Genomic DNA, 24,579 nt, shown 5'->3' on the forward strand with positions numbered 1-24,579 from the left:
GTCCCGGCCATGGACTACAGACTCCTCGGCAACAGCGGGACATCGGTGTCGACGCTGACCCTCGGCACCATGACGTTCGGCAGTGAAGCCGACGAACCCACCTCCCACACCATCATCGACACGTTCGTCGCGGCCGGCGGCACCCTGATCGACACGGCCGACGTCTACTCGGGCAACGAGTCCGAGCGGATCATCGGCCGCTGGCTCGCGGCACACCCCACCGAGGCGCAGCAGGTCGTCCTCGCCACCAAGGGCCGCTTCCCGCAGGGGGACGGCCCGAACGACGTCGGCCTGTCGCGCCGGCACCTCCGGGTCGCCCTCGACGCCTCGCTCGAGCGCCTCGGGGTCGACCACATCGACCTGTACCAGATGCACGCGTGGGACGCCCTGACGCCGATCGAGGAGACCCTGCGCTTCCTCGACGACGCCGTCTCCGCGGGCAAGATCGGGTCCTACGGGTTCTCGAACTACCTCGGCTACCAGATCACGAAGGCCGTCTACGAGGCGAAGGCGCACGGCTGGGCACCGCCGGTCACCCTGCAGCCGCAGTACAACCTGCTCGTCCGCGACATCGAGCACGAGATCGTCCCCGCCAGCCTCGACGCCGGGATCGGCCTGCTGCCCTGGTCGCCCCTGGCCGGCGGCTGGCTGTCCGGCAAGTACCAGCGCGACGAAGCACCCACCGGCTCCACCCGACTCGGCGAGAACCCGTCGCGCGGCATGGAGGCGTGGGAAGCACGGAACGGCGACGAGCGCACCTGGGCAGTCCTCGACGCGGTGTCCGCGGTCGCCGACGCGCACGGCGCATCGCGGTCGCAGGTCGCCCTCGCCTGGCTGCTCGCCCGGCCGGCGGTGACGAGCGTGATCCTCGGCGCCCGGACGGTGTCGCAGCTCGAGGACAACCTCGGTGCGGCCGACCTCGTGCTGACCGACGCGGAGCTCACGCAGCTCACCGATGCCAGCGCACCACGCATCGACGACTACCCGTACGGCACCGCCGGCGTCGCTCAGCGGGAACGCAAGATCACCGGCGGACGCTGAAGATCCGTGCACGTTCGTGCGGATTCGCGCGGAAGTGGGGTCCGGGTGTGGACGCACGGTTCGGTGAGGTGTCATCCTCGTCGCACGACCGGCTGGTTACCGCGTCGAGCGCCCGGAACACTCCCTGATCCGTGTTCCACACGCGCCGATGCCCCGGGTGAGTGATCACCCGGGGCATCGCTCCGCCGGACGGCGGTCGTGGGGCCGGCAGCGGGACTTGAACCCGCAACCCCCGTATTACAAGTACGGTGCGCTACCAATTGCGCCATGCCGGCTGACGCCGCTCATCCTACCGGTGAGGGCGTCGGACGCTCACTCGCCGGACTTCTCCGAGAAGTTCAGCGAGATCGAGTTCATGCAGTACCGGTCACCGGTGGGGGTGCCGAAACCGTCGGGGAACACGTGGCCCAGGTGCGAGCCGCAGTTCGCGCAACGGACCTCGGTGCGCACCATGCCGAGCGACTTGTCGTCGATCAGCTGCACGGCGTCGGGGTTCACCGACTCGTAGAACGACGGCCAGCCGCAGCCGGAGTCGAACTTCGTGCCGCTCTTGAACAGCTCTGCGTTGCAGGCCGCACAGGTGTAGACGCCGGCGCGCTCCTCGTCGAGGAGTTCACCGGTCCACGGCCGCTCGGTCCCCGCCTGACGCAGGACGGCGTACTGGTCCGGGGAGAGCTCCTCGCGCCACTGGGCGTCAGACTTGTCGACGTTGTATGCCATTGGTTCCTCCTGCTTCCGGTCGGGTTCTTCCGGGCACTCCCGACCACTTCAGTAAACTCGCGACGATGTCCGAGCATTCCGTGCGCCACGCCCGCTGGACCCGTCTGACGACGGACGAACTGTACGGCATCGTGGTGCTCCGGAACCGCGTCTTCGCACTCGAACAACGGGTGACCGCCGAGGACTTCGACGGCCGTGACCGCGAGCCCGAGACCGAGCACTGGTGGTTCGGCACCGACACCGATGCGGTTGGGTACCTGCGCCTCATCCGTCCGGCGGCGGACGAGGTCCACCCGGCGGATGCGTCGCCGCCGGAGTGGGTGATCGGCCGGGTCGCCACCCACCCGGAGCACCGCGGACAGGGCGTGGCCGGACGGCTCGTCGCCGCCGTGCTCGACCGACACGGGCACGACCCGTTCGTCCTGCACGCCCAGGAGTACGTCGCGGCCCTGTACGAGCGGTACGGCTTCGTCCGGTTCGGGGAGCCGTACGACGAAGCCGGCATCCGCCACGTCGGCATGCACCGCCCCGGGCGCTGATGGACACACGAGCCCGGTACGCCGCCTACGCCGACCGCATCGAGGCGGTCTCGCCGACGTACGCCGCGTGGGCACGGTCGCTCGACCCCGCGCTCGTCGCGCTCCTCGCCGAGGTCCCCGAGCAGCAGCGGCAGCCGGAGCTGTTCTTCGCCGTCGCGCGGCGGCTGGGCGCGGACCCGTCGGACCCCGGTGCGCTGCGCGCGATCGGACGGGAGGCCCGCCCCGCCCTGGTCACGGCCCTCGCCTCCGCCACGGTGCAGGCCAACGACCCGCGACGGCTCGGTCCCGTCGTCCCGCTGTTCGCGGCGCTCGCCGAGCGGACACCGCGGCCGCTCGGGTTGGTCGACGCGGGGGGCGCCGCCGGGCTGTGCTCGATCCCGGACCGGGTCACCCTCGACCACCGGGTGTCGGAGTCCCGGGTGCCGGCGGAACGCGCCCCGGTGCTGTCGTCGCGCCCCGACTCCTCGGGGCGCGATGACCACGGCGGGGTGCGCACCGAGCTCGTCCGGATGCACACGGCGCCGGAGGACCCGTCGATCCGACTGGTCGTCGACGTCACCGGCGACGTGCCCGCGCCGGCGAGCAGGCCGATCCGGGTCGGTGCACGGGTCGCGCTCGACCCGAACCCGATCGACCTCGCCGCACCGGGCGCGTTCGACCGGTTGGTCGAGGCCGTCCCGCCCGAGGCGACGGACCGGACCGCCCTGATGCGGCAGGCTGCGCGCGCGACGCTCGCCGCGCCTCCCGTCCGGCTCGTCGGCACGCTGCCAGGTGACCTCGACCGTGCACTGGACGCCCTGCCGGCCGACGTGGAGCCCGTCGTCCTGACCACCGGGACCCTGGTCTACGTGCCGGGCGCCGAGCGCCAGCGGTTCGTGGACCGCGTCCGCGAACGCGGTGTGCACTGGATCGCGCTCGAACGCACCGGGATCCTGCGAGGTGTCGCGGCGACGGTGCCCGACGACGTCGACCCCGCGGATCCGGACGCCTTCGCCACGGCGTCGATCGACGGCACCGCGGTCGCCGTCTCGGACCCGTTCGGCACGCGGGTGCGCTGGTTCCGCGACCCGAACCTGTGACCGGTGTTCGCGACAGTCCAGCGCCGTGCCAGGGTCCGGATGCTCTCCGCCCCTACGATGTGCGAGACCCGTTCCCCGACACGTGATCGGAACCGCCGTGACCAGCCCCACCGACGAGCACCGCGCTGACGAGCTCACCGAGCTCGCCAGGCACGTGCTGTCGTTCGAGCACGACCGGGCACGGCACGACCGCACGAAGGAAGCGGAGATCCGGGTCGAGTTCGAGATGTCGCCGGCGCGCTACTACCAGGTGCTGAACCGCGTGATCGACTCGCCCGCGGCACTCGCGTACGACCCGCAGCTCGTCACCAGGCTGCAGCGGCTCCGGCACGCGCGCACCAGCGCCCGGGCGACGCGCAGCTTCGTCGCGCCCGGCGGCGCTCCCGAAGGACGTGAAGAGGAACGATGAGCACCAGATTCCCCCGTGACCGGTTCGACGACGTCGCCGACGGCCCCCGGGTCGGCGCACACCGCGGTGCCCAGCGCCGCGGCCGTGGCTGGATCGCGTTCGCCTGGGCGGCACTCGCCACCGGCGTGCTCGTCGGCATCGGCGTGCTCGTCCTCGCACTCCTGAACGGCAGCTACTCGTTCAGCGGGTCGGACTCGCCCTCGGCGTCGACGAGCTCGTCGGCCACGTCGAAGCCGTCCGCGTCCGCCACCTCGAAGCCCTCGGCCTCCTCGTCGGCCGGTGCGGATGCCGGTTCCGGAGCGGCCGCGGCCACGCCGGCGCAGCAGGGCACGACCACCGTCGTCGTCCTGAACGGCACGACCACCTCCGGCCTCGCCGCCCGCGCCAGCGCCACGCTGACCGGTGCCGGCTGGCAGGTCGCCTCGACCGGGGACGCCGGCACGACCGGGTCGACGTCGACGATCGTGTACTACCAGCAGGCCGCGCAGGCAGCGGTCGCGCAGGGCATCGCGAAGCAGCTCGGGGTCACCGCCGTGCAGCAGTCGGCAGCGTTCCCGAACGCCGATGTGAGCGTCGTGCTCGGGGCCGACTACACCGGCTGATCCGCATTCCGCGGGCCCGTTCCGTCCGCATTTGTGACGGTCGTGTTTCGGGCACGTTGATTTCTGTCGGAATCGACGTGAAACAACGTCACACCTCTTGCCTGATCGGCGTGCTTCCAGCAGAGTCCCTTGCAGACGACGAACACGTCGTTCGCACAGCAGTACCAGGGAGCAAGAGATCATGGCCAACGGAACCGTGAAGTGGTTCAACGCTGAAAAGGGCTTCGGCTTCATCACCGTCGATGGAGGAGGCCAGGACGTGTTCGTGCACTACTCGGCCATCGACATGTCGGGTTACAAGGTCCTCGAGGAGGGCCAGGCAGTGGTGTTCGACGTCGGCACCGGGTCGAAGGGCCCGCAGGCGGAGGCAGTCCGACCGGCCTGACCACACGACACGCATCGTGAACGCGCCGTCCCGTCAGGGGCGGCGCGTTCGTCGTGCGTGGCCCGCGCCGCTCGGCGTGCGTGGCGGGCGGCCCGCGGCGGTGGTCGGGGTGCGCTGTTGGCGCAACGTGTGCTGGGAAGACGTGACGAGCCTCCAGATCGTGTTGCACTCGCACCGGGCGAGTGCCAGAATCGGCGTTGGCACTCGCTCACGTTGAGTGCCAGCACGACCCCACGACGTCCGGGAGGGACGAGAACTCACATGGCTAAGATCATTGCTTTCGACGAGGAGGCCCGCCGTGGCCTCGAGCGCGGCCTGAACCAGCTGGCCGACGCCGTGAAGGTGACGCTCGGCCCGCGCGGCCGCAACGTCGTCCTCGAGAAGAAGTGGGGCGCCCCCACGATCACGAACGACGGTGTCTCCATCGCCAAGGAGATCGAGCTCGACGACCCGTACGAGAAGATCGGTGCGGAGCTCGTCAAGGAGGTCGCCAAGAAGACCGACGACGTCGCCGGTGACGGTACGACCACCGCGACCGTCCTCGCCCAGGCACTCGTCCGCGAGGGCCTCCGCAACGTCGCCGCCGGCGCCGACCCCGTGTCGCTCAAGCGCGGCATCGAGAAGGCCGTCTCCGCCGTCTCCGACCAGCTCCTCGCCAACGCGAAGGACATCGAGACCAAGGACCAGATCGCCGCCACCGCGTCGATCTCGGCTGCAGACCCGACCATCGGCGCGCTCATCGCCGAGGCCATCGACAAGGTCGGCAAGGAAGGTGTCGTCACCGTCGAGGAGTCGAACACCTTCGGCACCGAGCTCGAGCTGACCGAGGGCATGCGCTTCGACAAGGGCTACCTGTCGCAGTACTTCGTCACCGACCCCGAGCGTCAGGAAGCCGTCTTCGAGGACGCCTACATCCTGATCGTCAACTCGAAGATCTCGAACATCAAGGACCTCCTGCCGGTCGTCGACAAGGTGATCCAGGCGGGCAAGCAGCTCCTGATCATCGCCGAGGACGTCGACGGCGAGGCCCTGGCCACGCTCGTCGTGAACAAGATCCGCGGCATCTTCAAGTCCGTCGCCGTCAAGGCCCCGGGCTTCGGTGACCGTCGCAAGGCCATGCTGCAGGACATCGCGATCCTGACCGGTGGCCAGGTCATCTCGGAAGAGGTCGGCCTCAAGCTCGAGAACGCGACGCTCGACCTGCTCGGTCGTGCCCGCAAGGTCGTCATCACCAAGGACGAGACCACGATCGTCGAGGGTGCCGGCGACGCCGAGCAGATCGCCGGCCGTGTCCGCCAGATCCGCTCCGAGATCGAGGCGACCGACTCCGACTACGACCGCGAGAAGCTCCAGGAGCGCCTCGCGAAGCTCGCCGGTGGCGTCGCCGTCATCAAGGCGGGTGCCGCGACCGAGGTCGAGCTCAAGGAGCGCAAGCACCGCATCGAGGACGCCGTCCGCAACGCGAAGGCTGCCGTCGAAGAGGGCATCGTCGCCGGTGGTGGCGTCGCCCTCATCCAGGCCGGTGCCGTCGCACTCGAGGCCCTCGAGCTCGAGGGTGACGAGGCGACCGGTGCGAACATCGTCCGCGTGGCCATCGACGCGCCGCTCAAGCAGATCGCGCTGAACGCCGGTCTCGAGCCGGGTGTCGTCGCCGCCAAGGTGCGCGAGCTCGAGTCGGGCTGGGGCCTCAACGCTGCGACCGGCGAGTACGTCGACCTCATCGCCGCGGGCATCATCGACCCGGCCAAGGTCACGCGCTCGGCGCTGCAGAACGCTGCGTCGATCGCCGGTCTGTTCCTGACGACCGAGGTCGTCGTCGCCGACAAGCCCGAGCGTGCCGCGGCCGCTCCGGCCGGCGACCCGACGGGTGGCATGGACTTCTAGGTCCGCTGTTCCGGAAGGGCCCCGCACGCTGCGCGTGCGGGGCCCTTCCGCGTGCGGGGGCGGGGCGCGTGTCCGTGCGGCGCACGTCCCCTCCCGTCCCGACACGTCCCGTCCCGCCCCGCCCCGTGAGGTTCCGAAATCTCGGCATCTCGGGGCCGGGTTCGCCGTTGTTCGGAACCTCGGCGATCAACGCGCGGCATGTCGTGGAACCTCGCCGAGCCGGTCGGTTCGGACTGGAGGCCCGTCCAGCGTCGTTCTCCGTCGCTGCGTCCGACCGTGGCCGGGGCCGGCGTCTCGTGCGCATGCTCCGTCCGGGCGAGAGCTTCGTGCCGCTCCTCGTCGATGGACGGCTTCGCCGGTCGGTGTGACGCGGCTCCGGACAGGACGGGGCCCCGGCGGACTCGGTGCGCCGAGGTTCCACGACTCGCCGTGTGCTGAACGCCGAGGTTCCGAACTCGAGCGCCACGGAGCTCGACATGCCGGGATTTTGGAACCTCGGGGTGCGGGCGCGGGCGAGGGCGCGGGCGCGCGCCGCGCCACGCGCCCCGCGTCAGGCGGCGTAGTCGCGGGGGAGCAGCGGCAGCCAGACGCGGAAGGTCGCGCCGCCGCCCTCGGTGTCGAAGACCTCGACCGAGCCGTGGTGTGCCGCGACGATGCCCGACACGATGGCGAGCCCGAGGCCCGAGCCGCCGGTGTCCCGCGCGCGCGAGGTGTCGGCACGCCAGAACCGCTGGAAGATCTTGTCGCGCAGCTGCGCCGGGATCCCCTCGCCGTGGTCGATGACGTCGATGTGGGCCATGCCGCGGTCGTCGTCCACGCCGACGCCGATCTCGATCGGGTCGTCGTGCTCGGTGAACCGCATGGCGTTGCCCATCAGGTTCGTCACGATCTGGCGGATCTTGTTCTCCTCCGCCAGGACGATCGGCGGGCGCTTGGGCATCACGACCGTGGGCAGCGGTGTCGTCTCGTCGGTGGGGGTGGCACCGGCCTCGATGTCCATCGCCCGGGTCCGACGAGCACGGAGGCGCGCGATCGTCTGCCGCGAGAACGCGATGGGGCCCGTGGTGTTCGCCGAGGTGGGCGAGGCCGGGGGGACCTCGCCCGTGTCGGACGACGAGCCCGACGAGAGCGACGACGAGGACGAGGGCGGCCGCACGGCCTGGGGCACGCTCTCGCCCGTCATGGCGTCCTCGACGAGCACCTGGATCTCGCGGTCCGGGTTGGACGCCATTGTGTCGAGCGCCGAGTCCCGTGCGATGGCGACGAGGTCGACCGGCCCGAGCTCGAGCGGCTTCGACTCGTCGATGCGGGCGAGCTGGAGCAGGTCCTGCACGAGCAGACCCATCCGTTTCGCCTCTTTCTCGATCCGCTCCATCGCCTGGGCGACGTCCTCTTCCTTGCGCAGGGCGCCCATCCGGTACAGCTCGGCGTACCCGCGCAGGGACACCAGCGGCGTGCGGAGTTCGTGCGAGGCGTCGCCGACGAACCGGCGCATCTGGTCGATGGTGCGCTGGCGGTCTTCGAACGCGGTGTCGATGCGCTCGAGCATGACGTTGAGGGACCGGTTGAGCCGACCGACCTCGGTGTTCGGGGTGTCCGCTTCGAGGCGCTGGTTGAAGTCACCGGCGGCGAAGCGCGCGGCGGTGTCCTCGACGTCCCGCAACGGGTCGAACGTGGCGGTGACGAGCAGCCGCGTGAGCATCGCCCCGAGCAGGATCACCGAGGCGCCGAAGCTCAGGAAGATCGCGGTGAACCGCAGGATCGTCTGGTCGGTGTCGGCGCTCGACACTGCGACGAGCACGAAGCCGGTCTCGGTGGAGCCGCTCGTCTGGTTCTGCAGCGACGCGGGGATGACCTGGGCACGCCATTCGTGGTTGTGCTGGCTGTCGTAGAGCGAGAAGCGCGAACCGTTCTGCGCTGCTGCCGAGAAGTCGAGTTCGCGGATGTCCGGACGGCTCGACGCCTTCGTCTGGCAGATCTTGTCACCGTCGGCGTCGTACGCGGCGACGTAGGCGCTCTGCGACAGCACGACCGACAGCTTGCAGTACTGCTCGCCGTCGCTGATGTTCTGGCCCTCGAGCTGCTCCGTGGTGCCCTTGACGTTGTTGTCGAGCTGCGCCATCAGGTACGTGGACAGGACGGTCATCGTGCCGAGCCCGGCGACGAGCAGGCCGAGCGCCACCAGGAGCACCGTGATCCCGGTGATCTTGGTGCGCAGGGAGATCCCGTCCCACCAGCGGCTCATTCGCGTGTGCATGCTGCCCCAACGATAGACAGCGGCCGCCCGGTGAAACCGGACGGCCGCCGTGAAGAACGGACGCTACGAGGCCTTGGACGCCTTGAGCATGTACCCGAATCCACGCTTGGTCTGGATGATGGGCTCGGCCGAGTACTGGTCGAGCTTGCGGCGCAGGTACGAGATGTAGGACTCGACGATGCCGGCGTCGCCGTTGAAGTCGTACTCCCACACGTGGTCGAGGATCTGCGCCTTCGACAGCACGCGGTTGGGGTTGAGCATGAGGTAGCGGAGCAGCTTGAACTCGGTGGGCGAGAGCTCGATCTGCGCGTCGCCGATCGTGACCTCGTGCGTGTCCTGGTCCATCGTCAGCTCGCCGGCGCGGATGATCGCGTCTTCCTCGTCGTTCATCGTGCGCCGCAGGATGGCCTTGATGCGGGCGACGATCTCGTCGAGGGAGAACGGCTTGGTGACGTAGTCGTCGCCGCCGACGGTGAGGCCGGTGATCTTGTCCTCGGTGTCGTCCTTCGCGGTGAGGAACAGGATCGGCGAGGTGTAGCCCGACGATCGGAGGCGCTTGGTGACGCCGAAGCCGTTCATGTCGGGGAGCATCACGTCGAGGATGATCAGGTCGGGTTCTTCCTCGAGCACGGCCGAGATCGCCTGGGCGCCGTTGCCGACGGCACGGACGGCGAACCCGGCGAAGCGCAACGAGGTCGTCAGGAGGTCGCGGATGTTCGGTTCGTCGTCGACGATCAGGATCTTGGGGCCATCGCTCATGGTCCTATCTTCTGACCGTTCCCTAATGGTTTCCTGAGAGCGGTGCGTACGTCAGCCCACGGGCGCCTGGACCTGGTCGGCATCCAGGATCGTGTAGGAGTACCCCTGCTCGGCGAGGAATCGCTGCCGGTTCTGCGCGAAGTCCTGGTCGACGGTGTCCCGCGCGACGAGCGTGTAGAACGACGCGGGCAGGCCGTCCTTGTTCGGACGCAGCAGTCGTCCGAGGCGCTGCGCCTCTTCCTGCCGTGATCCGAAGGAACCGGAGACCTGGATCGCGACGGTGGCGTCGGGCAGGTCGATCGAGAAGTTCGCGACCTTCGACACGACGAGCACGTCCACCTCGCCGGCTCGGAACGCGTCGTACAGCCGCTCGCGTTCGTCGACCGGGGTCGCTCCGGTGATCTCGGCCGCGTCGAGCGACGCGGCCAGTTCGTCGAGCTGGTCGATGTACTGCCCGATCACCAGGATCTGCTCGCCGCGGTGCTTCTCGATGAGTTCCCGCACGACCGGGGTCTTCGCGGGCGAGGTGGCGGCGAGCCGGTAGCGCTCGTCGTCGCTCGAGGCCGCGTACTCCAGGCGCTCCTGGTGCGGCAGGTCGATGCGCACCTCGTAGCACTCGGCAGGGGAGATGTAGCCCTGCGCCTCGATCTCCTTCCACGGAGCGTCGTAGCGCTTCGGGCCGATGAGCGAGAAGACGTCGCCCTCGCGGCCGTCCTCGCGCACGAGGGTCGCCGTGAGGCCGAGGCGACGGCGTGCCTGCAGGTCCGCGGTCAGCTTGAAGACCGGCGCCGGCAGCAGGTGGACCTCGTCGTACACGATGAGGCCCCAGTCGAGGGCGTCGAGCAGCGACAGGTGCGTGTACTCGCCCTTCCGACGGGCGGTGAGGATCTGGTACGTCGCGATCGTGACCGGCCGGATCTCCTTGACGCTGCCCGAGTACTCGCCGATGTCCTCCGGCTGCAGGGTCGTCCGCTTCAGGAGCTCGCTGCGCCACTGCCGTGCGGACACGGTGTTCGTCACGAGGATGAGCGTGGTCGCCTTGACGGTCGCCATCGCACCGGCGCCGACCAGGGTCTTGCCGGCGCCACAGGGCAGCACGACGACACCGGAGCCCTGCGCGAAGAACGTGTCGACGGCCTGCTCCTGGTACGGGCGCATGTGCCACTCGGCGGTGTCGAGGTCGATCGGGTGCGGCTGCCCGGGCGTGTAGCCCGCCAGGTCCTCGGCCGGCCAACCGAGCTTCACGAGCTCCTGCTTGATCTGCCCGCGAGCCCACGGCTGCAGCTCGACCTCGGATGGACTCCGCATGTCGCCGAGCAACGGCTTGATCCGCTTCGACCGGATGACCTCGGCCAGGACGGACGGGTCCTCGGCGGTGAGGAGCAGCACGGGAAGGCGCTCGAGTTCCTCGGTGGGGGAGTTCGCGATGACCGGTGCGTCCTCGCGCTCCTCCCGCCGGATGACGAGTCGGCCGTAGCGCGACACCGTGTCACGGATGTCGACCGTGACGCTCTGCGGGACGGGGAACTTGGCGAACCGCTCGAGGGTGGCGATCATCGCCTCGGCGTCGTGTCCGGCGGCCCGTGCGTTCCACAGGCCGAGGCGGGTGATGCGGTAGGTGTGCACGTGCTCTGGGGCGCGTTCGAGTTCGGCGAAGGCCGCGAGCTCGTGGCGTGCGTCCTCGGCGTCGGGGTGAGCGACCTCGAGGAGCACGGTGCGGTCGCTCTGCACGATCAGCGGTCCGTTCATGACCTGCCAGCCTAGCCGTCGTCACCTGCGTTCGGGTGACCGCGCCCCTCAGGCGTCGCTCTCGACCGCCACGACGAGCGACAGCGGCAACGTGCGTTCGACGTCGACGCTGGTGTCACGGCCGCGGACGCGGCCGGCCGCGACGGAGGTCGGGATGATCGAGAACGGCCGCTCGGACCCGTCCGGCATGCGGACCGTGAGCCGGATCGGCGTCCGCCCGCGCACGGCCAGGTCGATCTGCCGTCCCAGCCACTCCTGCTCCGGCTCGGCGTCACCACGCTGGGTGGTCAGGCGGAGTCGTTCCACGAGTGCGTGCGCCGCCTGTTCCGGCGAGCGTCCGGTGGGGCTGCGCCGACCGGGAGGCCCGTGGTGCGTCTCGGGGCGGGCGCCGGTCGCGAGCACGGCCGGGTAGCGCTGGTCCTCGAGCGCGGTGTGCACGACGTGCGCCGGGTAGCGGGTGGTCAGCGTGGTCAGGTCGCTGCGCTCCCACGCCATCTGCCGGAGTTCGGCGTCGACACCGATGAGGTCGAGCTGGTCCGCGGTGCCGCGCACCACGGTGCCGACCCCACCCTCGCCGCGGTCGACGACGATGCTGCCGTCGCGTCCGGCGACCTGGTCGACCAGGTAGGCGAGCGGCTGCGGGACACCCGTCGACGACAGTCGGGTGAGCAGCGCCAGGACGTCGTCGCGGGAGTGCCCGGCACGGAACGCCGCGCGCAGGGTGTCCTCGGAGATCCGGTACCGGGCGGCCAACCCGGGGGCTTCGAGCACGGCGACCGTGCGCAGGGCGGCGTCGTCGACCGGTGCGAGGGGCCCGGGAGCGATCACGGTCAGGTCGTGCTGCAGGTACACCTGGTCGACGGTGCCGGGCAGGTCCTCCGACGCGGGCCCGGCGTCACCGTCCAGGAGTGCCCGGCCAGTGCTCGTGACGATGCCGTCGACCGCGAGTCCGAGCGAACCGGCGGTACCGGCGGCGTCGAGCAGGAGGGCGTCGAGCCAACGGGAGCCCGCGGGGTACGCCCAGCGTCCGAGTGCCACGAGGTCGCGCAGGTCGTCGTCTGCGAGCGCGAGGACCTCGTGCACCGCGGTACCGAGGGTGTCCGCCCAGGCCGACACCAGCGTCGCCCAGCGGTCCGGCCAGTCGGCGACCAGCCAGGCCTGCCCGGCGTCGGTGACCGTCCAGCGGCCGGAGCCCGGGTCCGCGAAGCCCACGCGGTCGAGCAGTTCCAGTCTCCCGGGCACGACGTCCGCCTCGGTGCCGATGCGCTCGGCCAGGGCCTTGGCGAGTGGTGTGCCGATGCCGCCCTTGACGAGTTCGCGGACCGAGCCGGCGTCCACCGCACGCAGCAGTTCGGCGAGCACGGTCATGCTCGAGAACGCCTGCTCCGCGCCGGAGGTGCGTGCGCGGTCCTGACCGGCCACGTCGTCGGCGTGCGGAGCGCGGTCGGGGCGATCCGGGCCTCCTGACCGTTCCAGTGCCACGAGGTCGGGGTGGGCGGCCACGCGTGCGGCGACCGCGTCGTCGACGGCGCCGTCCTCGTCGGCCAGGCCGAGCGTGATCGCCGGGCCCAGGCTGTCGGCGTCACCGCCGTCACGGAGCGCCAGGATGGTGGCGCGGGGCAGGTGCTCGACCGCAGCGTCGACGGCGTCGTCGGTGCGGAGCGCCTCGGCCAGGTCGAAGAAGTCGGTGATCCGTTGCGGACCGGTCTCGCCGAGGGCGGCCGGGGGCAGGCTCCGCGCAGCGACGAGTCGTTCGAGGGAGTCGTCCGGCAGCGCCCGGAGTCGGGCGGCCAGGTCGGCGGTGGTCGTCATCGTCCGGTGCCAGCGTCCGGGGCGGACGTCAGCGAGCCGTCCGGTTGGCTCGTGCGCGACGCGTCCAGGTGATGCCGAGGAGCGTGAAGACCAGCACCATGCCGATCGGGAACCCGACGAGCGGGATCGCCATGATCACCGGCCACGGCATGGAGCCCTGCGCGCTCGGGACCGTCAGCCACATGACGATCATCGCCGCCATGCAGAGGAACGCAGCGATGAAGATGCCACCGACCATGAACGCCAGAGCGCGTTCGGTACGATTGAACGTCACCGGGGGTTCTGCGGAATCCTGCGGGTTCCCGGTTGATCGGGTCGGATTGGCCATCGACCCAGGATATCCGACGCACCACGGCCGTACCACGACCTCGAGGAGTCCACGCATGCCCACCGGCAAGGTCAAGTTCTACGACGACGACAAGGGCTTCGGCTTCATCACCGGAGACGACGGCGACCAGGTCTTCCTGCACGCTTCCTCGCTGCCCGACGGCGTCGTGACCGTGAAGGCGGGATCCCGGCTCGAGTACGGCGTCGTGCAGGGGAAGAAGGGGTCGCAGGCACTGTCCGTGCGGCTCCTCGACCCGCAGCCATCGTTGTCCCGGATGACCCGTCGCTCCGCAGACGACATGGCCGTGATCGTCGAGGACCTGGTGAAGGAACTCGACCGGATCAGCGGAGACCTCCGCCACGGCCGCTACCCGAAGAACGGCGATCGACTCGCCGCCATCCTGCGGCACGTCGCAGACCAGCTGGAGGCGTGACCCCATGACAGACAGCGACGCAGTACCTGTTGACTACACCGACCTGGCGCGGACCGCGCTGCTCGAGGTGACCCCGGAGTCGAGCATCGGCGCGCCCGTCGGCACCGTGGACGAGGGCGACGGCGTCGTCTCCGTCCTGTTCGCGAACCGCATGCCGGGGTACCCCGGCTGGCGCTGGACCGTCAGCGTCGCGAAGGTCGGCGACGAGGACCCCACCGTGCTCGAGGTCGAGCTGATGCCCGGCGACGGCTCGCTCGTGGCACCGGAGTGGGTGCCGTGGTCCGAGCGACTGGCCGAGTACCGGGCGGCGCAGGACCACGAGTCGGACGAGGAGTCTGACGACGATTCGGATGACGACGACGAGGACGACGACTTCGACGACGAGTCGGACGACGACTCGGACGAGGACGCCGACTACGACGACGCGGACGACGACGAAGCCGACGACGAGTCGGATGACGACGACGACTTCGACGCCGACGAGGACGACCTGGACGAGTCGGACGACGACGACATCGAGGGTGTGGACGTCGACGCGCTCGCCGAGGTCGACGATGACGCCTCCGACGGTGACGACGACACAGTCGACGAGGCTCCGCAGCCGCCCCGCCGTCGCCGCGCCCAGCGCGTGCGGCCGGTCGACCCGGACGCCGACCTCGTGGTCGACCAGCTCGACGCGGGCGAGGTCGACCCGGACTTCCACCGCTCCTGACCCGCACCGACCAGAACGACGAAGCACCACGGTCTCCCGTGGTGCTTCGTCGTTTCCCAGGTGTCCGCCGACCGGACGGCGGGGCGTGGGGTCAGCGCAGGGCGTCGACCGTGAAGTCGATCGCCTGCACGAGCTTCGCGACGTCGTCCGGGTCGATCGCGGTGAACGTCGCGACGCGCAGCTGGTTGCGGCCGAGCTTCCGGTACGGCTCGGTGTCGACGATGCCGTTCGCGCGCAGGGTCGCGGCGACGGCCTTGGCGTCGATCGAGTCGTCGAGGTCGATCGTGGCGACGACCTGCGAGCGGGCTGCGGGATCGGTGACGAACGGGGTCGCGTAGTCGACCGACTCGGCCCAGTCGTACAGCGTCGACGACGAGGTCTTCGTGCGGGTGTCCGCCCACGCCAGGCCGCCGGACTCGTTGATCCACCGGACCTGGTCGTCGAGCAGCAGCAGCGTCGAGATCGCCGGGGTGTTCAGCGTCTGGTTCAGGCGCGAGTTGTCGACGGCGTTCTTGAGCGACAGGAACTCCGGGATGTACCGGCCGCTCGCCGCGATGCGCTCGACGCGCTCGATCGCGGCGGGGGAGAACAGCGCGAGCCACAGGCCACCGTCGGAGGCGAAGTTCTTCTGCGGTGCGAAGTAGTAGACGTCGGTGGCGTCCACGTCGAACGCGGCACCACCGGCGGCGCTCGTGGCGTCGACGACCGTCAGTGCTCCGGCGTCACCGGCGGCGCGGACGACCGGGGCCATCACGCCGGTCGAGGTCTCGTTGTGGGGGTAGGCGTAGACGTCGACGCCGTCGATCGGCTCGAGCGCGGCGAGTGATCCGCCGGGGGCCTCGACGACGTGCGGCGCCTCGAGCCACGGTGCGCCGGCGGCCTTGGCGAACTTCGACCCGAACTCGCCGAAGGACAGGTTCTCCGCACGGCGTTCGATGAGGCCGAACGCGGCGGCGTCCCAGAAGGCGGTCGAACCGCCGTTGCCGAGGACGACCTCGTAGCCCTCGGGGACCTGGAACAGGTCGGCGAGCCCGGAGCGGACGCTGCCGACCAGGTCCTTCACGGGCTTCTGGCGGTGGGACGTGCCGAGGATCGTGGCCCCGCGCGTCACGAGGGACTCGAGCTGCGCGCCGCGGATCTTGGACGGTCCGCAGCCGAAGCGGCCGTCGGTGGGGAGGAGTTCGGCGGGGATGACGATGTCTGCCATGCGCCGATCCTACCGAGCGCGATCCCAGTGCTGGTGCGCCTGTACCGGCCGGACGGGGTTGCCCGCAGGGGTGCGGCTGCGGCGCTCTTCTTGCCCCGTGCAAGTGTCGGTCGGAGTTCGTCGGTCCGAACAAGTAGGGTGGTGGCCGCTGGGCCCAGACATGAGAGGCGGACCGTGACCGATCTCGTCGACACCACGGAGATGTACCTTCGCACCATCCTCGACTTGGAGGAGGAGGCGATCGTTCCGCTGCGCGCCCGCATCTCGGAGCGGCTCGGTCACTCGGGCCCGACGGTCTCGCAGACCATCGCCCGCATGGAGCGCGACGGCCTGGTCGTCGTCTCCGGCGACCGCCACCTGGAGCTCACCGACGAGGGTCGCTCACGCGCCACCCACGTCATGCGCAAGCACCGTCTGGCGGAGCGACTGCTCGCCGACGTCATCGGGCTCGACTGGGCCTTCGTCCACGACGAGGCCTGCCGGTGGGAGCACGTCATGAGCGAGCAGGTCGAGGTCCGCCTGCTCGAGATGCTCGGCAACCCGACCGAGTCGCCGTACGGCAACCCGATCCCCGGCCTGGCAGAGATCGGCGGCCCCGCAGCCGCCGGGTTCCTCGACGGCGTGCAGAACATCGTCGCCGCGACCGAGGGCACCGACGCCGTCGCGACCGGCGTGATCCGACGTCTGGGCGAGCCCGTGCAGTTCGAACCCGAACTCCTGCACCAGCTCCGCACGGCCGGCGTCATGCCCGGTCGGCTCGCGGGCGTGCAGCGCGCCGGGGCCTACGTCGCCGTTCGTGTCGAGGGCGAGGACTCGGGCATCGAGCTCCCCGTCGAGGTCGCGCAGCACGTGTACATCGAGCGGAACTGATTTCCCTGCTCTGACCAGGGCTTCTTAACCGTTTCGTTACAAACGGGCCGTTTCATCTCGACAAGGTAACGACGGCCCCGTACACTCGTCGAGTCCCCGCGCTGCGCCTGAGCCGGAGACCCGTGGCAGGACGTCTCGAACCCGTCTCCTGCCTCGATCGGAAACGATGACGAACGGATGGGGTTGCACGTCGCCGGACACCCACGGCAGCGTGATGACGAGACGCCGGAGACCACACCCTTGACGCAGACCGGTTCCGCCGCGGACGACCAGACGCCCGCGAACCCGACGAACACCGAGAACGCCACCGACGCCCCGCTCACCCGGCGGTCCGCCCGCCAGGCCGATGCGCGCCCGACCCGCAAGGTCGTCCCCGTGCGGTCCGCGCCGCTCCCCGGCGGCCGTCGTGCTGCGCAGGCTGCAGCCAGTGCCACCGCAGCGAAGGCCAGTTCGGCGTCGCGCAAGCGCAAGTTCCTCGCCCCCATCGTCCTGACGGTCGCCGCCGGCATGTTCGGCACCGTGGCGGTCGCACCGGCCTTCGCCGCGCAGCCCGCCACCGGCACCGACGCGGCGAACGCCCAGCGTCAGGTCCGCGCGACCGAGAGCCAGGAGTTCTCGGTGTCCGACGCGGTGGCCCTGGCCGGCACGAGCCGCGACGGCTACGGCGCCACCTCGACCGCGACGCTCGACGCCCGCGCAGCGGCGAAGCAGGCAGCGGCCGACCAGGCCGCGGCCTCGGAGCAGGCCGCAGCCGACGCCGAGGAGCAGGCGTCCGCGACCCAGGCCGCGCGTGCGCAGACCGCCGAGCAGTACGCCTCGTACACCGGCCCGTCCGCCGCCGACTACGTGGCCAGCTCGACCGCCGCGGACACCCCGTTCTCGCTGCCGGCCGTCGTCGCGACCGCCAAGCAGTACATCGGCACCCCGTACGTCTTCGGCGGCGCCGACCCGTCGGGCTTCGACTGCTCGGGATACGTCATGTTCGTGTACGCGCAGTACGGCATCAACCTCGCGCACTCCGTGCCGCTGCAGGACCAGGCCGGCACCACGATCCCCGAGTCCGAGGCGCAGCCCGGTGACGTCGTCATCTTCAACAACGAGGCGCACGACGGCTTCTACATGGGCAACGGCATGATCATGGACGCCCCGAAGCCCGGTGGCTCCGTGTCGATCCGTCCGATCTGGACCAGCGACTACCACATCGTCCGCTTCGGCATCTGAGGCATCTGAGGCGTCTACGGCGCCGCGGCGTCCGACCCGACCGCGGGGCATCGATCCCGTGAACATCGCCGGAACCGGCCCGTGCACCCTCGTGCCGGGCCGGTTTCTGACGTAGCCTGGCGCTGCACCGGTCCGCAAGGCCCCGAGCAGGGAGACCCCATGTCGATGTTCCGCACGACCCGAACCATGGGTCGGCGCGCGCGCATCGACATACGGTCGACCACCGCCTGCGTGCACGAGCACGCCCCTGCATGACGAGAGCACTGCCCATCCGGGTGGTGCTCTTCGTGGTTCAGGGGACGTGTGCGCGAGCGACGGTCACCTGCGAAGGACCCCGGTCCGACGCACCCGCAGCGCCTGGAAGCCGTCCAGGCACGTCGGAAGGGAACCAATGCGCACTCTCGTCCTCAACGCCGGTTACGAGCCCCTCGCGGTGATCTCGTTCCGACGAGCCCTCGTGCTGGTCATGAACCAGAAGGCCTCCGTCGTCGCCGCCGATCTCGAACACCCGGTCACCGGGTCGACGTCGAGCTACGACCGTCCGTCCGTCATCATCCTCACCCGGTACGTGCGCATCCCGCACTCGAGACTCGTGCCGGTGTCGCGGCGAGGCGTCCTGCGCCGTGACGCGAACCGGTGCGCGTACTGCGACCGGCACGCGACGACCATCGACCACGTGCAGCCGAAGTCGCGCGGCGGGCAGGACTCGTGGGAGAACCTCGTGGCCTGCTGCCTGGCCTGCAACAACGAGAAGGGTGACCGCACCCCGCAGGAGATGGGGTGGCGGCTGCGCTTCCGTCCGAAGATCCCGCACGGTTCGTCGTGGGTCGTTCGCGGCATCGAGCGTCCGCAGGCCGAGTGGGACGAGTACCTGGTGGCCGCGTAGCGGCCTGCCCTGCAGGTACCGAGCGAGCAGAAGGCGACGGGTCGCGGGTGGCGAGCCGTCGTCTTGTGCTCACTCGATGACGGACTGGAGGCCCGTGGCGGGGCCGCCACGAGCCTCCCGTCCGCCGTCCGCTCGCGACAGGTCAGCGGACGCTGTATGGTCAGCGCATGCTGACCACTGCACCGCGGCTCGACGTCATGCACCGGCTCGGCCGGGCGATGGCGGACCGGACACGGTCCCGGATCCTGCTCGAGATGCTCGAGGCGCCGGTCCACCCGGGCCGGCTCGCGACCGACCTGGGGCTCAGCCGCTCGAACGTTTCGAACCACCTCGCCTGCCTGCGCGGATGCGGGATCGTCGTCGCCGTGCCCGAGGGGCGGTCCACCCGGTACGAGATCGCCGACCCGCACCTCGGGGCCGCGATCCGCTCGCTCCTCGAGGTCGTGCTCGCCGTCGACGACGGCGAAGCGTGCACCGACGAGGACTGCGACGTCCCGCTCTGCTGCGGACCCGGCGCATGACCGGGGTGACGGCTGCGGTCGTCCCCGACCGCCGACGGGTGCTGCAGCGACGGATCCGGTGGATCGTCGCTGCGACGATCACGTACAACGTCATCGAGGCGGTCATCGCGATCGCCGCCGGTTCGGTGGCGTCCTCGACAGCCCTCATCGGCTTCGGACTCGACTCCGTCGTCGAGGTCCTGTCCGCCGCTGCGGTCGCGTGGCAGTTCGCCGGGTCGGACCCCGAAGCACGGGAACGCGTCGCGCTCAAGGCCATCGCGGTCTCCTTCTTCGGGTTGGCGCTGTACGTCACGGTCGACGCGGTGCTGACCCTGACCGGGGTGCGCGAGCCGGAGCACAGCCTCGTCGGGATCGTGCTGGCGGCGGTGAGCCTTGCCGTGATGCCGTTCCTCAGCCTGCTCGAACGTCGTACCGGCAAGGAGCTCGGTTCGGCATCGGCGATCGCGGACTCGAAGCAGACCCTGGTGTGCAGCTACCTGTCCGCCGCGGTGTTGATCGGTCTGCTCCTGAACACGCTGTTCGGGTGGTCGTGGGCTGATCCGGTCGCCGGCTTGGTCGTCGTCGTGTTCGCGGTGCGCGAGGGGCTCGAGGCCTGGCGCGGCGACGCCTGCAAGCAGCCGGTCGGCGCCCTGACCGGCGAGCGTGCGAGCGACGCCTGCGACTGCTGCTGAAGACGTCGGACGGCGCCCGCGGTCCGGGTGTCGGTCCCGCTGAGTAGCGTCGCCGCCATGGGCGAGACACCGCAGATCGACGACGCGACCATCGAGGACCTCCGCGCGCGACTGCGTGCCACGCGGTGGCCGGATGCTCCCGCCGGCGCCGGGTGGTCGCTCGGGGCGGACGTCGACGAACTCCGGGCCCTCATCGCGTACTGGGCCGACGGCTTCGACTTCGACGCGCACCGGGCACAGCTCGCCGCGCTGCCCAGCCGACGGCTGACGATCGACGGCACCGGGATCCACGTGCTGCACGCCCGAGCCGGCACGCCCGACGCGTTGCCGCTCCTGCTCGCGCACGGCTGGCCCGACTCCGGGTGGCGGTACCGCAAGGTCCTGCCGATGCTCGTCGAGGCCGGGTTCGACGTGGTCGTGCCGGACATGCCCGGGTACGGCTTCTCCGACGCGCCGCCGCAGCCGATCGACGCCCGCGCGGTCGCCGGCATGTGGGCCGAGCTGATGACGGAGCTGGGCCACGAACGCTTCGCCGTCGCCGGCGGGGACATCGGGACCCACGTCGCCCGCTACCTCGCGCTCGTGCACGCCGACCGGGTCGTCGCCGTGCACCGCATCGACGGCGGGCTCGCCTGGCCGGGCATCGACCTCGACACGTTGTCGCCGGAGGAACGCGGGTTCGTCGCCGCGACCGCCCGCTGGCGCGACGCCGAGGGCGCCTACGCGATGATGCACCGCACCAAGCCGCAGACCGTCGCGGTCGGCCTGAACGACTCACCCGCCGGGCTCGCCGCGTGGATCGTCGAGAAGTTGCGGTCGTGGAGTGACTGCGACGGCGACCTGTGGTCGGTGTACACGCAGGACGAGGTGCTCGCGCTGCTGACCGAGTACTGGGCCACCGGCACGATCGGCTCGGCGATGCGGATGTACCACGCGAACGCCGCGATCCCGGCCGACCAGCTCGCCCGCCGGGTCGAGGTACCGTCCGGGTTCTCGCTGTTCCCCGGCGACCTCGTGGAGCCGCCGCGCGCATGGCTCGAGCGGACGACGAACCTGGTGTCCTACCGGATGATGCCGCGCGGGGGACACTTCGCGCCGTTCGAGCAGCCGGCCCTGTACGTCGACGAGCTCACGACCTTCCTGGAGCCGTTCCGCCGCTAGAGTGGACGGGCCAGCCTCTGTAGCTCAATGGAAGAGCAGTTCCGTCCTAAGGAAACGGTTGGGGGTTCGAGTCCCTCCAGGGGCACCAGCAGGTCGAAGGGGTTCGCGTCCCTGCAGCGCCTTCCGGGGGCACCGAAGCCTTGCGCCGCGGATCACCCCGCGGCCGGCGGGTCCTCCGGGATCGGGTGCTCGCCCTGCCAGATCGTGTCGACCTGCTCGAACTCGCGCGGTGCGCACTGCGTGTCGAGGACGTCGACGGCTTCGGTCGGCGTCGACCAGATGTACCACGGGCCGGCGCCGGGGCCCGTGCTCGACCACAAGCCGTCGGCGTACCACGACGGCGCCACGTCGCCGATCGGGTGCCCCGCCTGCGCCATGCAGGCCGCGAGCCGGTCGAAGGCGGCGGTGTACTCGGCCAGGGTGATGGTCCCGTCGGCGATCGCAGCCTGCTGCTGGGGCGAGGGCTGCGCGATCCGTGCCGACCGTGCCCACGACGCCCACACGGCGTAGCGGGCACCGCCGCCACCGGAGACCGACACGGCGGCCGCTCCGGATCCGGTCAGCGGGGAGAGGCTCCATCGCGGCATGGAACCCGGCGTGCACGCGACGGCGTCGGCGACGGTCGTCCCGCCGACCTCGACCGTGAAGGTGCCGGGGTCGAGACACTCCCACGTGAGCGTCACCCGGTCGGCTCCCTCCGGCCGAGCGCCGAGGGAGAACGAGGCGTCGCCGTGGGTGACGGTGAACGCGGGGGAGCCGAGCATCGATGCGTGGTTGACCTCGACCGTCCCGTAGCGGGTCGTCGTCGCGAGCAGATCCTCGCGTGCGGCGTCCGCGGTGGTGCCGGGGAGCGCCGCAGCCGTGATCCCTCCGGTGAGACCGGCGCCGACGGCGAAGGCCGTCACGACCGCGGCGACCGTGCCGCGAGTGGGTCGTCGTCGCCGCGGACGCGCGGGGTGGGCCGTTGCGTCGACGTCGGCGACGAGGGCGTCGCGCATCGCCGCGAGACGAGGGGAGATGTGGTCGTTCACAGTGTGCCTCCGAGGGGTTCCGCTGACGTCGAGTACTGCTGCTGGAGTCGTGCCTTCGCCCGGTGGAGCCGGGACTTCACGGTGCCCGGTGCGACCCCGAGGGCTGCGGCCGCTTCGCGTTCGCCGAGGCCTTCGAGCACGCAGAGGGTGAGGACCCTCTGGTCTGCGATCGGGAGCCCGCGCAACGCTGCGACCGCTTCGGCGTCGGTGAACGACTCTGCGGGGTCGGGAGCGGGGTCGTCGACCGGGAACCTCCCGAGGAAGAGCCGGTGACGGCGGGTGGCGCGGGTCAGGTTGTGCGCGGTGTTCGTCGCCGTGACGAGCAGCCAGGGCAGCATGGAGTCGTCGACGAAGCGGACGCGTTCGCGCTTCCGCCAGGCCTCGAGGAACGCGATGGCCACGACGTCGTCGGCGTCGGCCGGTGTGGGGACGAGGCCGACGGCGTGCCGGCGCAGGCGTGGGGCGTGGCGGTCGAAGACGCGTCCGACCGCTCGGCCGTCGCCGGCCATGCCCAGCGCCCAGTCCGCTCGGTCCCCCGTGATCTGGTTCATGCCCTGTATTGTCCGGGCGCAGCGGATCGGTTCCCGGTTCGCGGGACGAGTTCTCCACAACCGTCGCGCTGGACGGTAGCGTGCCCCGGTCTCCCCGTACGATTGACCCCGTGTCCAAGGTCCTGAGCAGTCTCCCCGTCGGCGAACGAGTCGGCATCGCGTTCTCAGGGGGTCTCGACACCTCCTGCGCCGTTGCCTGGATGCGCGAGAAGGGGGCGATCCCCTGCACGTACACGGCTGACATCGGTCAGTACGACGAGCCGGACATCGACGCCGTCCCGAGCCGCGCCCACGAGTACGGTGCCGAGATCGCCCGCCTGGTCGACGCGAAGAGCGCCCTGGTGGAAGAAGGCCTCGTCGCCCTGCAGACCGGTGCCTTCCACATCCGTTCCGGCGGCAAGACGTACTTCAACACGACGCCCCTCGGTCGTGCGGTGACGGGCACGATGCTCGTCCGCGCGATGAAGGAGGACGGCGTCGACATCTGGGGCGACGGCTCCACCTACAAGGGCAACGACATCGAGCGGTTCTACCGCTACGGCCTGATGGCCAACCCGCGTCTGCGCGTCTACAAGCCGTGGCTCGACTCCGAGTTCGTCGAGGAGCTCGGCGGCCGCAAGGAGATGAGCGAGTGGCTCGTCGCCCGCGGCTTCCCGTACCGCGACTCCACCGAGAAGGCGTACTCGACCGACGCCAACATCTGGGGTGCCACGCACGAGGCGAAGAGCCTCGAGGAGCTCTCGAGCGGCCTGGACATCGTCGAGCCGATCATGGGCGTCGCCGCCTGGCGTGACGACGTCGAGGTCGCCACCGAGGTCGTCAGCATCCGCTTCGAGGCCGGACGCCCCGTCGCGATCAACGGCGAGGAGTACACGGACGCCGTCGCACTCGTCTACGAGGCGAACGCGATCGGCGGTCGTCACGGCCTCGGCGCGTCCGACCAGATCGAGAACCGCATCATCGAGGCGAAGAGCCGCGGCATCTACGAGGCACCGGGCATGGCCCTGCTGCACATCGCGTACGAGCGGCTGCTCAACGCGATCCACAACGAGGACACCGTCGCGTCGTACCACAACGAGGGCCGCCGACTCGGGCGACTGATGTACGAGGGCCGTTGGCTCGACCCGCAGTCGCTCATGCTCCGCGAGTCCCTGCAGCGCTGGGTCGCGTCGGCCGTCACGGGCGAGGTCACGCTGCGCCTGCGTCGCGGCGACGACTACACGATCCTCGACACCACGGGTCCGGCGCTGTCCTACCACCCTGACAAGCTCTCGATGGAGCGGGTCGGCGACGCCGCGTTCGGTCCGGACGACCGCATCGGTCAGCTGACGATGCGCAACCTCGACATCGCGGATTCCCGCTCAAGGCTCGAGCAGTACGCGGCGGCCGGTCTCATCGGTGGTGCGACGGCCGAGCTCGTCGGTGAGCTCGAGGCGGGCGAGTCCGAGGAGATCCTCGGCGGCGCCGTCATCGCCTCGGACGCCGAGGACGCGCTCGGTCGTCGGACGGACCTCGCCTCCGAGGGCGCGGCCTTCGACTCCGGCACCGACTGACCAGCGCAGAGCGACGTGACCGGTACCACACGACCGGTCGCGCGCCGTGGACGCGCGAAGAACCTCACGGGAGGGGGGGGGGGCCCCGGGCCCCCCCCCCCCCCCCCCCCGCGGGGGGGGGGGGGGGGCCGGGGGCGCCCCCCCCCCCCCCCCCGCCCCCCCCGCCCCCCCCCCGGGGGGGGGGCGGGGGGCCCCCCC

At 70.7% G+C, this 24,579-nt stretch carries 25 protein-coding genes and 2 tRNA genes; 17 read left to right on the plus strand and 10 right to left on the minus strand.

Annotation, left to right across the window (positions count from 1 at the left end):
• Window positions 1–9: 9 nt before the first annotated feature.
• The gene (locus tag ACVKXF_RS07385; RefSeq protein ID WP_194647530.1) at window positions 10–1,041 is read left to right on the plus strand and encodes an aldo/keto reductase; all 1,032 of its coding nucleotides are present in this window, start codon (window positions 10–12) and stop codon (window positions 1,039–1,041) included.
• A 199-nt stretch (window positions 1,042–1,240) separates the two neighbouring features.
• On the opposite strand, the gene ACVKXF_RS07390 is transcribed toward ACVKXF_RS07385, so the two are convergent.
• Window positions 1,241–1,316 (minus strand) — tRNA-Thr (locus tag ACVKXF_RS07390).
• Window positions 1,317–1,353: 37 nt separating this feature from the next.
• The gene (gene msrB, locus ACVKXF_RS07395) at window positions 1,354–1,761 is read right to left on the minus strand and encodes a peptide-methionine (R)-S-oxide reductase MsrB (protein ID WP_123312006.1); all 408 of its coding nucleotides are present in this window, start codon (window positions 1,759–1,761) and stop codon (window positions 1,354–1,356) included.
• A gap of 65 nt (window positions 1,762–1,826) precedes the next feature.
• Here msrB and ACVKXF_RS07400 point away from each other — a divergent pair, with 65 nt between their 5' ends.
• The 6 genes from ACVKXF_RS07400 to groL all read left to right on the plus strand — a co-directional run bounded on the left by ACVKXF_RS07400 (window position 1,827) and on the right by groL (window position 6,659).
• On the plus strand, window positions 1,827–2,300 hold the full coding sequence (locus tag ACVKXF_RS07400; protein ID WP_396289382.1) for a GNAT family N-acetyltransferase: 474 nt from the start codon (window positions 1,827–1,829) through the stop codon (window positions 2,298–2,300).
• Entirely contained in the window at window positions 2,300–3,379 is a 1,080-nt protein-coding gene (locus ACVKXF_RS07405) for a DUF2332 family protein (RefSeq protein ID WP_456795326.1), read from the plus strand. Before ACVKXF_RS07400 ends, ACVKXF_RS07405 begins: the two co-directional genes overlap by 1 nt.
• 97 nt (window positions 3,380–3,476) lie before the next feature.
• Window positions 3,477–3,788, plus strand: coding sequence for a DUF3263 domain-containing protein (locus tag ACVKXF_RS07410; protein ID WP_396289380.1), 312 nt, complete (start codon window positions 3,477–3,479; stop codon window positions 3,786–3,788).
• Window positions 3,785–4,390, plus strand: a complete 606-nt coding sequence (locus ACVKXF_RS07415) for a LytR C-terminal domain-containing protein (protein ID WP_123312012.1) — start codon at window positions 3,785–3,787, stop codon at window positions 4,388–4,390. The genes ACVKXF_RS07410 and ACVKXF_RS07415 overlap by 4 nt, the downstream gene beginning before the upstream one ends.
• Before the next feature lie 181 nt (window positions 4,391–4,571).
• Window positions 4,572–4,775 carry a cold-shock protein gene (locus ACVKXF_RS07420; protein WP_111085222.1) on the plus strand — a complete coding sequence of 68 codons (204 nt, stop codon included), beginning with the start codon at window positions 4,572–4,574 and terminating at the stop codon, window positions 4,773–4,775.
• A gap of 261 nt (window positions 4,776–5,036) precedes the next feature.
• Window positions 5,037–6,659: a chaperonin GroEL gene (groL, locus tag ACVKXF_RS07425; RefSeq protein WP_123312014.1), complete on the plus strand. Its 1,623-nt coding sequence runs from the start codon at window positions 5,037–5,039 to the stop codon at window positions 6,657–6,659.
• A gap of 550 nt (window positions 6,660–7,209) precedes the next feature.
• On the opposite strand, the gene ACVKXF_RS07430 is transcribed toward groL, so the two are convergent.
• The 5 genes from ACVKXF_RS07430 to ACVKXF_RS07450 form a co-directional block, all read right to left on the minus strand.
• A complete protein-coding gene (locus tag ACVKXF_RS07430) occupies window positions 7,210–8,916 on the minus strand; it encodes a sensor histidine kinase (protein WP_340196823.1) in 1,707 nt (568 codons plus the stop codon).
• Window positions 8,917–8,979: 63 nt separating this feature from the next.
• Window positions 8,980–9,675, minus strand: a complete 696-nt coding sequence (locus ACVKXF_RS07435; protein WP_017888045.1) for a response regulator transcription factor — start codon at window positions 9,673–9,675, stop codon at window positions 8,980–8,982.
• 51 nt (window positions 9,676–9,726) lie between these two features.
• Window positions 9,727–11,424, minus strand: coding sequence for a DNA repair helicase XPB (locus ACVKXF_RS07440; protein ID WP_123312018.1), 1,698 nt, complete (start codon window positions 11,422–11,424; stop codon window positions 9,727–9,729).
• Between the two features lie 48 nt (window positions 11,425–11,472).
• Window positions 11,473–13,236 (minus strand): helicase-associated domain-containing protein, encoded by a 1,764-nt coding sequence (locus tag ACVKXF_RS07445; RefSeq protein ID WP_123312020.1) that lies wholly within the window; start codon window positions 13,234–13,236, stop codon window positions 11,473–11,475.
• Window positions 13,237–13,264: 28 nt separating this feature from the next.
• Window positions 13,265–13,510, minus strand: coding sequence for a hypothetical protein (locus tag ACVKXF_RS07450; RefSeq protein ID WP_148061738.1), 246 nt, complete (start codon window positions 13,508–13,510; stop codon window positions 13,265–13,267).
• Between the two features lie 109 nt (window positions 13,511–13,619).
• Between ACVKXF_RS07450 and ACVKXF_RS07455 the strand changes: the two genes are divergently transcribed.
• Both ACVKXF_RS07455 and ACVKXF_RS07460 read left to right on the plus strand, forming a co-directional pair.
• The gene (locus tag ACVKXF_RS07455) at window positions 13,620–13,997 is read left to right on the plus strand and encodes a cold-shock protein (RefSeq protein WP_111085215.1); all 378 of its coding nucleotides are present in this window, start codon (window positions 13,620–13,622) and stop codon (window positions 13,995–13,997) included.
• A gap of 4 nt (window positions 13,998–14,001) precedes the next feature.
• On the plus strand, window positions 14,002–14,709 hold the full coding sequence (locus tag ACVKXF_RS07460) for a DUF3027 domain-containing protein (RefSeq protein ID WP_396289376.1): 708 nt from the start codon (window positions 14,002–14,004) through the stop codon (window positions 14,707–14,709).
• A 91-nt stretch (window positions 14,710–14,800) separates the two neighbouring features.
• Here the strand turns inward: ACVKXF_RS07460 and serC are convergent, their stop codons facing one another.
• Window positions 14,801–15,916, minus strand: a complete 1,116-nt coding sequence (gene serC, locus ACVKXF_RS07465) for a phosphoserine transaminase (protein WP_123312026.1) — start codon at window positions 15,914–15,916, stop codon at window positions 14,801–14,803.
• A 174-nt stretch (window positions 15,917–16,090) separates the two neighbouring features.
• Between serC and ACVKXF_RS07470 the strand changes: the two genes are divergently transcribed.
• From ACVKXF_RS07470 to ACVKXF_RS07500, 7 genes are all read left to right on the plus strand, one after another.
• A complete protein-coding gene (locus ACVKXF_RS07470; RefSeq protein WP_123312028.1) occupies window positions 16,091–16,786 on the plus strand; it encodes a metal-dependent transcriptional regulator in 696 nt (231 codons plus the stop codon).
• Between the two features lie 177 nt (window positions 16,787–16,963).
• Complete coding sequence (locus ACVKXF_RS07475) at window positions 16,964–18,007, plus strand: C40 family peptidase (RefSeq protein ID WP_123312030.1); 1,044 nt, start codon at window positions 16,964–16,966, stop codon at window positions 18,005–18,007.
• A 391-nt stretch (window positions 18,008–18,398) separates the two neighbouring features.
• Complete coding sequence (locus ACVKXF_RS07480) at window positions 18,399–18,893, plus strand: HNH endonuclease (RefSeq protein ID WP_123312032.1); 495 nt, start codon at window positions 18,399–18,401, stop codon at window positions 18,891–18,893.
• Window positions 18,894–19,060: 167 nt separating this feature from the next.
• Window positions 19,061–19,414 (plus strand): Cd(II)/Pb(II)-sensing metalloregulatory transcriptional regulator CmtR, encoded by a 354-nt coding sequence (gene cmtR / locus ACVKXF_RS07485; RefSeq protein ID WP_456795327.1) that lies wholly within the window; start codon window positions 19,061–19,063, stop codon window positions 19,412–19,414.
• The gene (locus ACVKXF_RS07490) at window positions 19,411–20,085 is read left to right on the plus strand and encodes a cation diffusion facilitator family transporter (protein ID WP_456795328.1); all 675 of its coding nucleotides are present in this window, start codon (window positions 19,411–19,413) and stop codon (window positions 20,083–20,085) included. The genes cmtR and ACVKXF_RS07490 overlap by 4 nt, the downstream gene beginning before the upstream one ends.
• Window positions 20,086–20,142: 57 nt before the next feature.
• Window positions 20,143–21,246 (plus strand): epoxide hydrolase family protein, encoded by a 1,104-nt coding sequence (locus ACVKXF_RS07495; RefSeq protein ID WP_456795329.1) that lies wholly within the window; start codon window positions 20,143–20,145, stop codon window positions 21,244–21,246.
• 13 nt (window positions 21,247–21,259) lie between these two features.
• Window positions 21,260–21,334 (plus strand) — tRNA-Arg (locus tag ACVKXF_RS07500).
• A gap of 64 nt (window positions 21,335–21,398) precedes the next feature.
• On the opposite strand, the gene ACVKXF_RS07505 is transcribed toward ACVKXF_RS07500, so the two are convergent.
• On the minus strand, window positions 21,399–22,277 hold the full coding sequence (locus tag ACVKXF_RS07505) for a hypothetical protein (protein WP_456795330.1): 879 nt from the start codon (window positions 22,275–22,277) through the stop codon (window positions 21,399–21,401).
• Window positions 22,274–22,828 carry an RNA polymerase sigma factor gene (locus ACVKXF_RS07510; RefSeq protein WP_340196832.1) on the minus strand — a complete coding sequence of 185 codons (555 nt, stop codon included), beginning with the start codon at window positions 22,826–22,828 and terminating at the stop codon, window positions 22,274–22,276. Before ACVKXF_RS07510 ends, ACVKXF_RS07505 begins: the two co-directional genes overlap by 4 nt.
• Before the next feature lie 110 nt (window positions 22,829–22,938).
• Between ACVKXF_RS07510 and argG the strand changes: the two genes are divergently transcribed.
• Window positions 22,939–24,381, plus strand: a complete 1,443-nt coding sequence (gene argG, locus ACVKXF_RS07515; protein WP_123293324.1) for an argininosuccinate synthase — start codon at window positions 22,939–22,941, stop codon at window positions 24,379–24,381.
• Window positions 24,382–24,579 lie beyond the last annotated feature (198 nt).

The organism is Curtobacterium sp. PvP017, assembly GCF_054060195.1.

What these genes read in the sequence shown, in the direction of transcription:
- ACVKXF_RS07385 (WP_194647530.1), top strand. Translation starts at nt 10, where the DNA reads ATGGACTACAGACTCCTCGGCAACAGCGGGACATCGGTGTCGACGCTG.
- msrB (WP_123312006.1), bottom strand. Translation starts at nt 1,761, where the DNA reads ATGGCATACAACGTCGACAAGTCTGACGCCCAGTGGCGCGAGGAGCTC.
- ACVKXF_RS07400 (WP_396289382.1), top strand. Translation starts at nt 1,827, where the DNA reads ATGTCCGAGCATTCCGTGCGCCACGCCCGCTGGACCCGTCTGACGACG.
- ACVKXF_RS07405 (WP_456795326.1), top strand. Translation starts at nt 2,300, where the DNA reads ATGGACACACGAGCCCGGTACGCCGCCTACGCCGACCGCATCGAGGCG.
- ACVKXF_RS07415 (WP_123312012.1), top strand. Translation starts at nt 3,785, where the DNA reads ATGAGCACCAGATTCCCCCGTGACCGGTTCGACGACGTCGCCGACGGC.
- ACVKXF_RS07420 (WP_111085222.1), top strand. Translation starts at nt 4,572, where the DNA reads ATGGCCAACGGAACCGTGAAGTGGTTCAACGCTGAAAAGGGCTTCGGC.
- groL (WP_123312014.1), top strand. Translation starts at nt 5,037, where the DNA reads ATGGCTAAGATCATTGCTTTCGACGAGGAGGCCCGCCGTGGCCTCGAG.
- ACVKXF_RS07430 (WP_340196823.1), bottom strand. Translation starts at nt 8,916, where the DNA reads ATGCACACGCGAATGAGCCGCTGGTGGGACGGGATCTCCCTGCGCACC.
- ACVKXF_RS07435 (WP_017888045.1), bottom strand. Translation starts at nt 9,675, where the DNA reads ATGAGCGATGGCCCCAAGATCCTGATCGTCGACGACGAACCGAACATC.
- ACVKXF_RS07440 (WP_123312018.1), bottom strand. Translation starts at nt 11,424, where the DNA reads ATGAACGGACCGCTGATCGTGCAGAGCGACCGCACCGTGCTCCTCGAG.
- ACVKXF_RS07445 (WP_123312020.1), bottom strand. Translation starts at nt 13,236, where the DNA reads ATGACGACCACCGCCGACCTGGCCGCCCGACTCCGGGCGCTGCCGGAC.
- ACVKXF_RS07455 (WP_111085215.1), top strand. Translation starts at nt 13,620, where the DNA reads ATGCCCACCGGCAAGGTCAAGTTCTACGACGACGACAAGGGCTTCGGC.
- ACVKXF_RS07460 (WP_396289376.1), top strand. Translation starts at nt 14,002, where the DNA reads ATGACAGACAGCGACGCAGTACCTGTTGACTACACCGACCTGGCGCGG.
- serC (WP_123312026.1), bottom strand. Translation starts at nt 15,916, where the DNA reads ATGGCAGACATCGTCATCCCCGCCGAACTCCTCCCCACCGACGGCCGC.
- ACVKXF_RS07475 (WP_123312030.1), top strand. Translation starts at nt 16,964, where the DNA reads ATGGGGTTGCACGTCGCCGGACACCCACGGCAGCGTGATGACGAGACG.
- ACVKXF_RS07480 (WP_123312032.1), top strand. Translation starts at nt 18,399, where the DNA reads ATGCGCACTCTCGTCCTCAACGCCGGTTACGAGCCCCTCGCGGTGATC.
- cmtR (WP_456795327.1), top strand. Translation starts at nt 19,061, where the DNA reads ATGCTGACCACTGCACCGCGGCTCGACGTCATGCACCGGCTCGGCCGG.
- ACVKXF_RS07490 (WP_456795328.1), top strand. Translation starts at nt 19,411, where the DNA reads ATGACCGGGGTGACGGCTGCGGTCGTCCCCGACCGCCGACGGGTGCTG.
- ACVKXF_RS07495 (WP_456795329.1), top strand. Translation starts at nt 20,143, where the DNA reads ATGGGCGAGACACCGCAGATCGACGACGCGACCATCGAGGACCTCCGC.
- ACVKXF_RS07510 (WP_340196832.1), bottom strand. Translation starts at nt 22,828, where the DNA reads ATGAACCAGATCACGGGGGACCGAGCGGACTGGGCGCTGGGCATGGCC.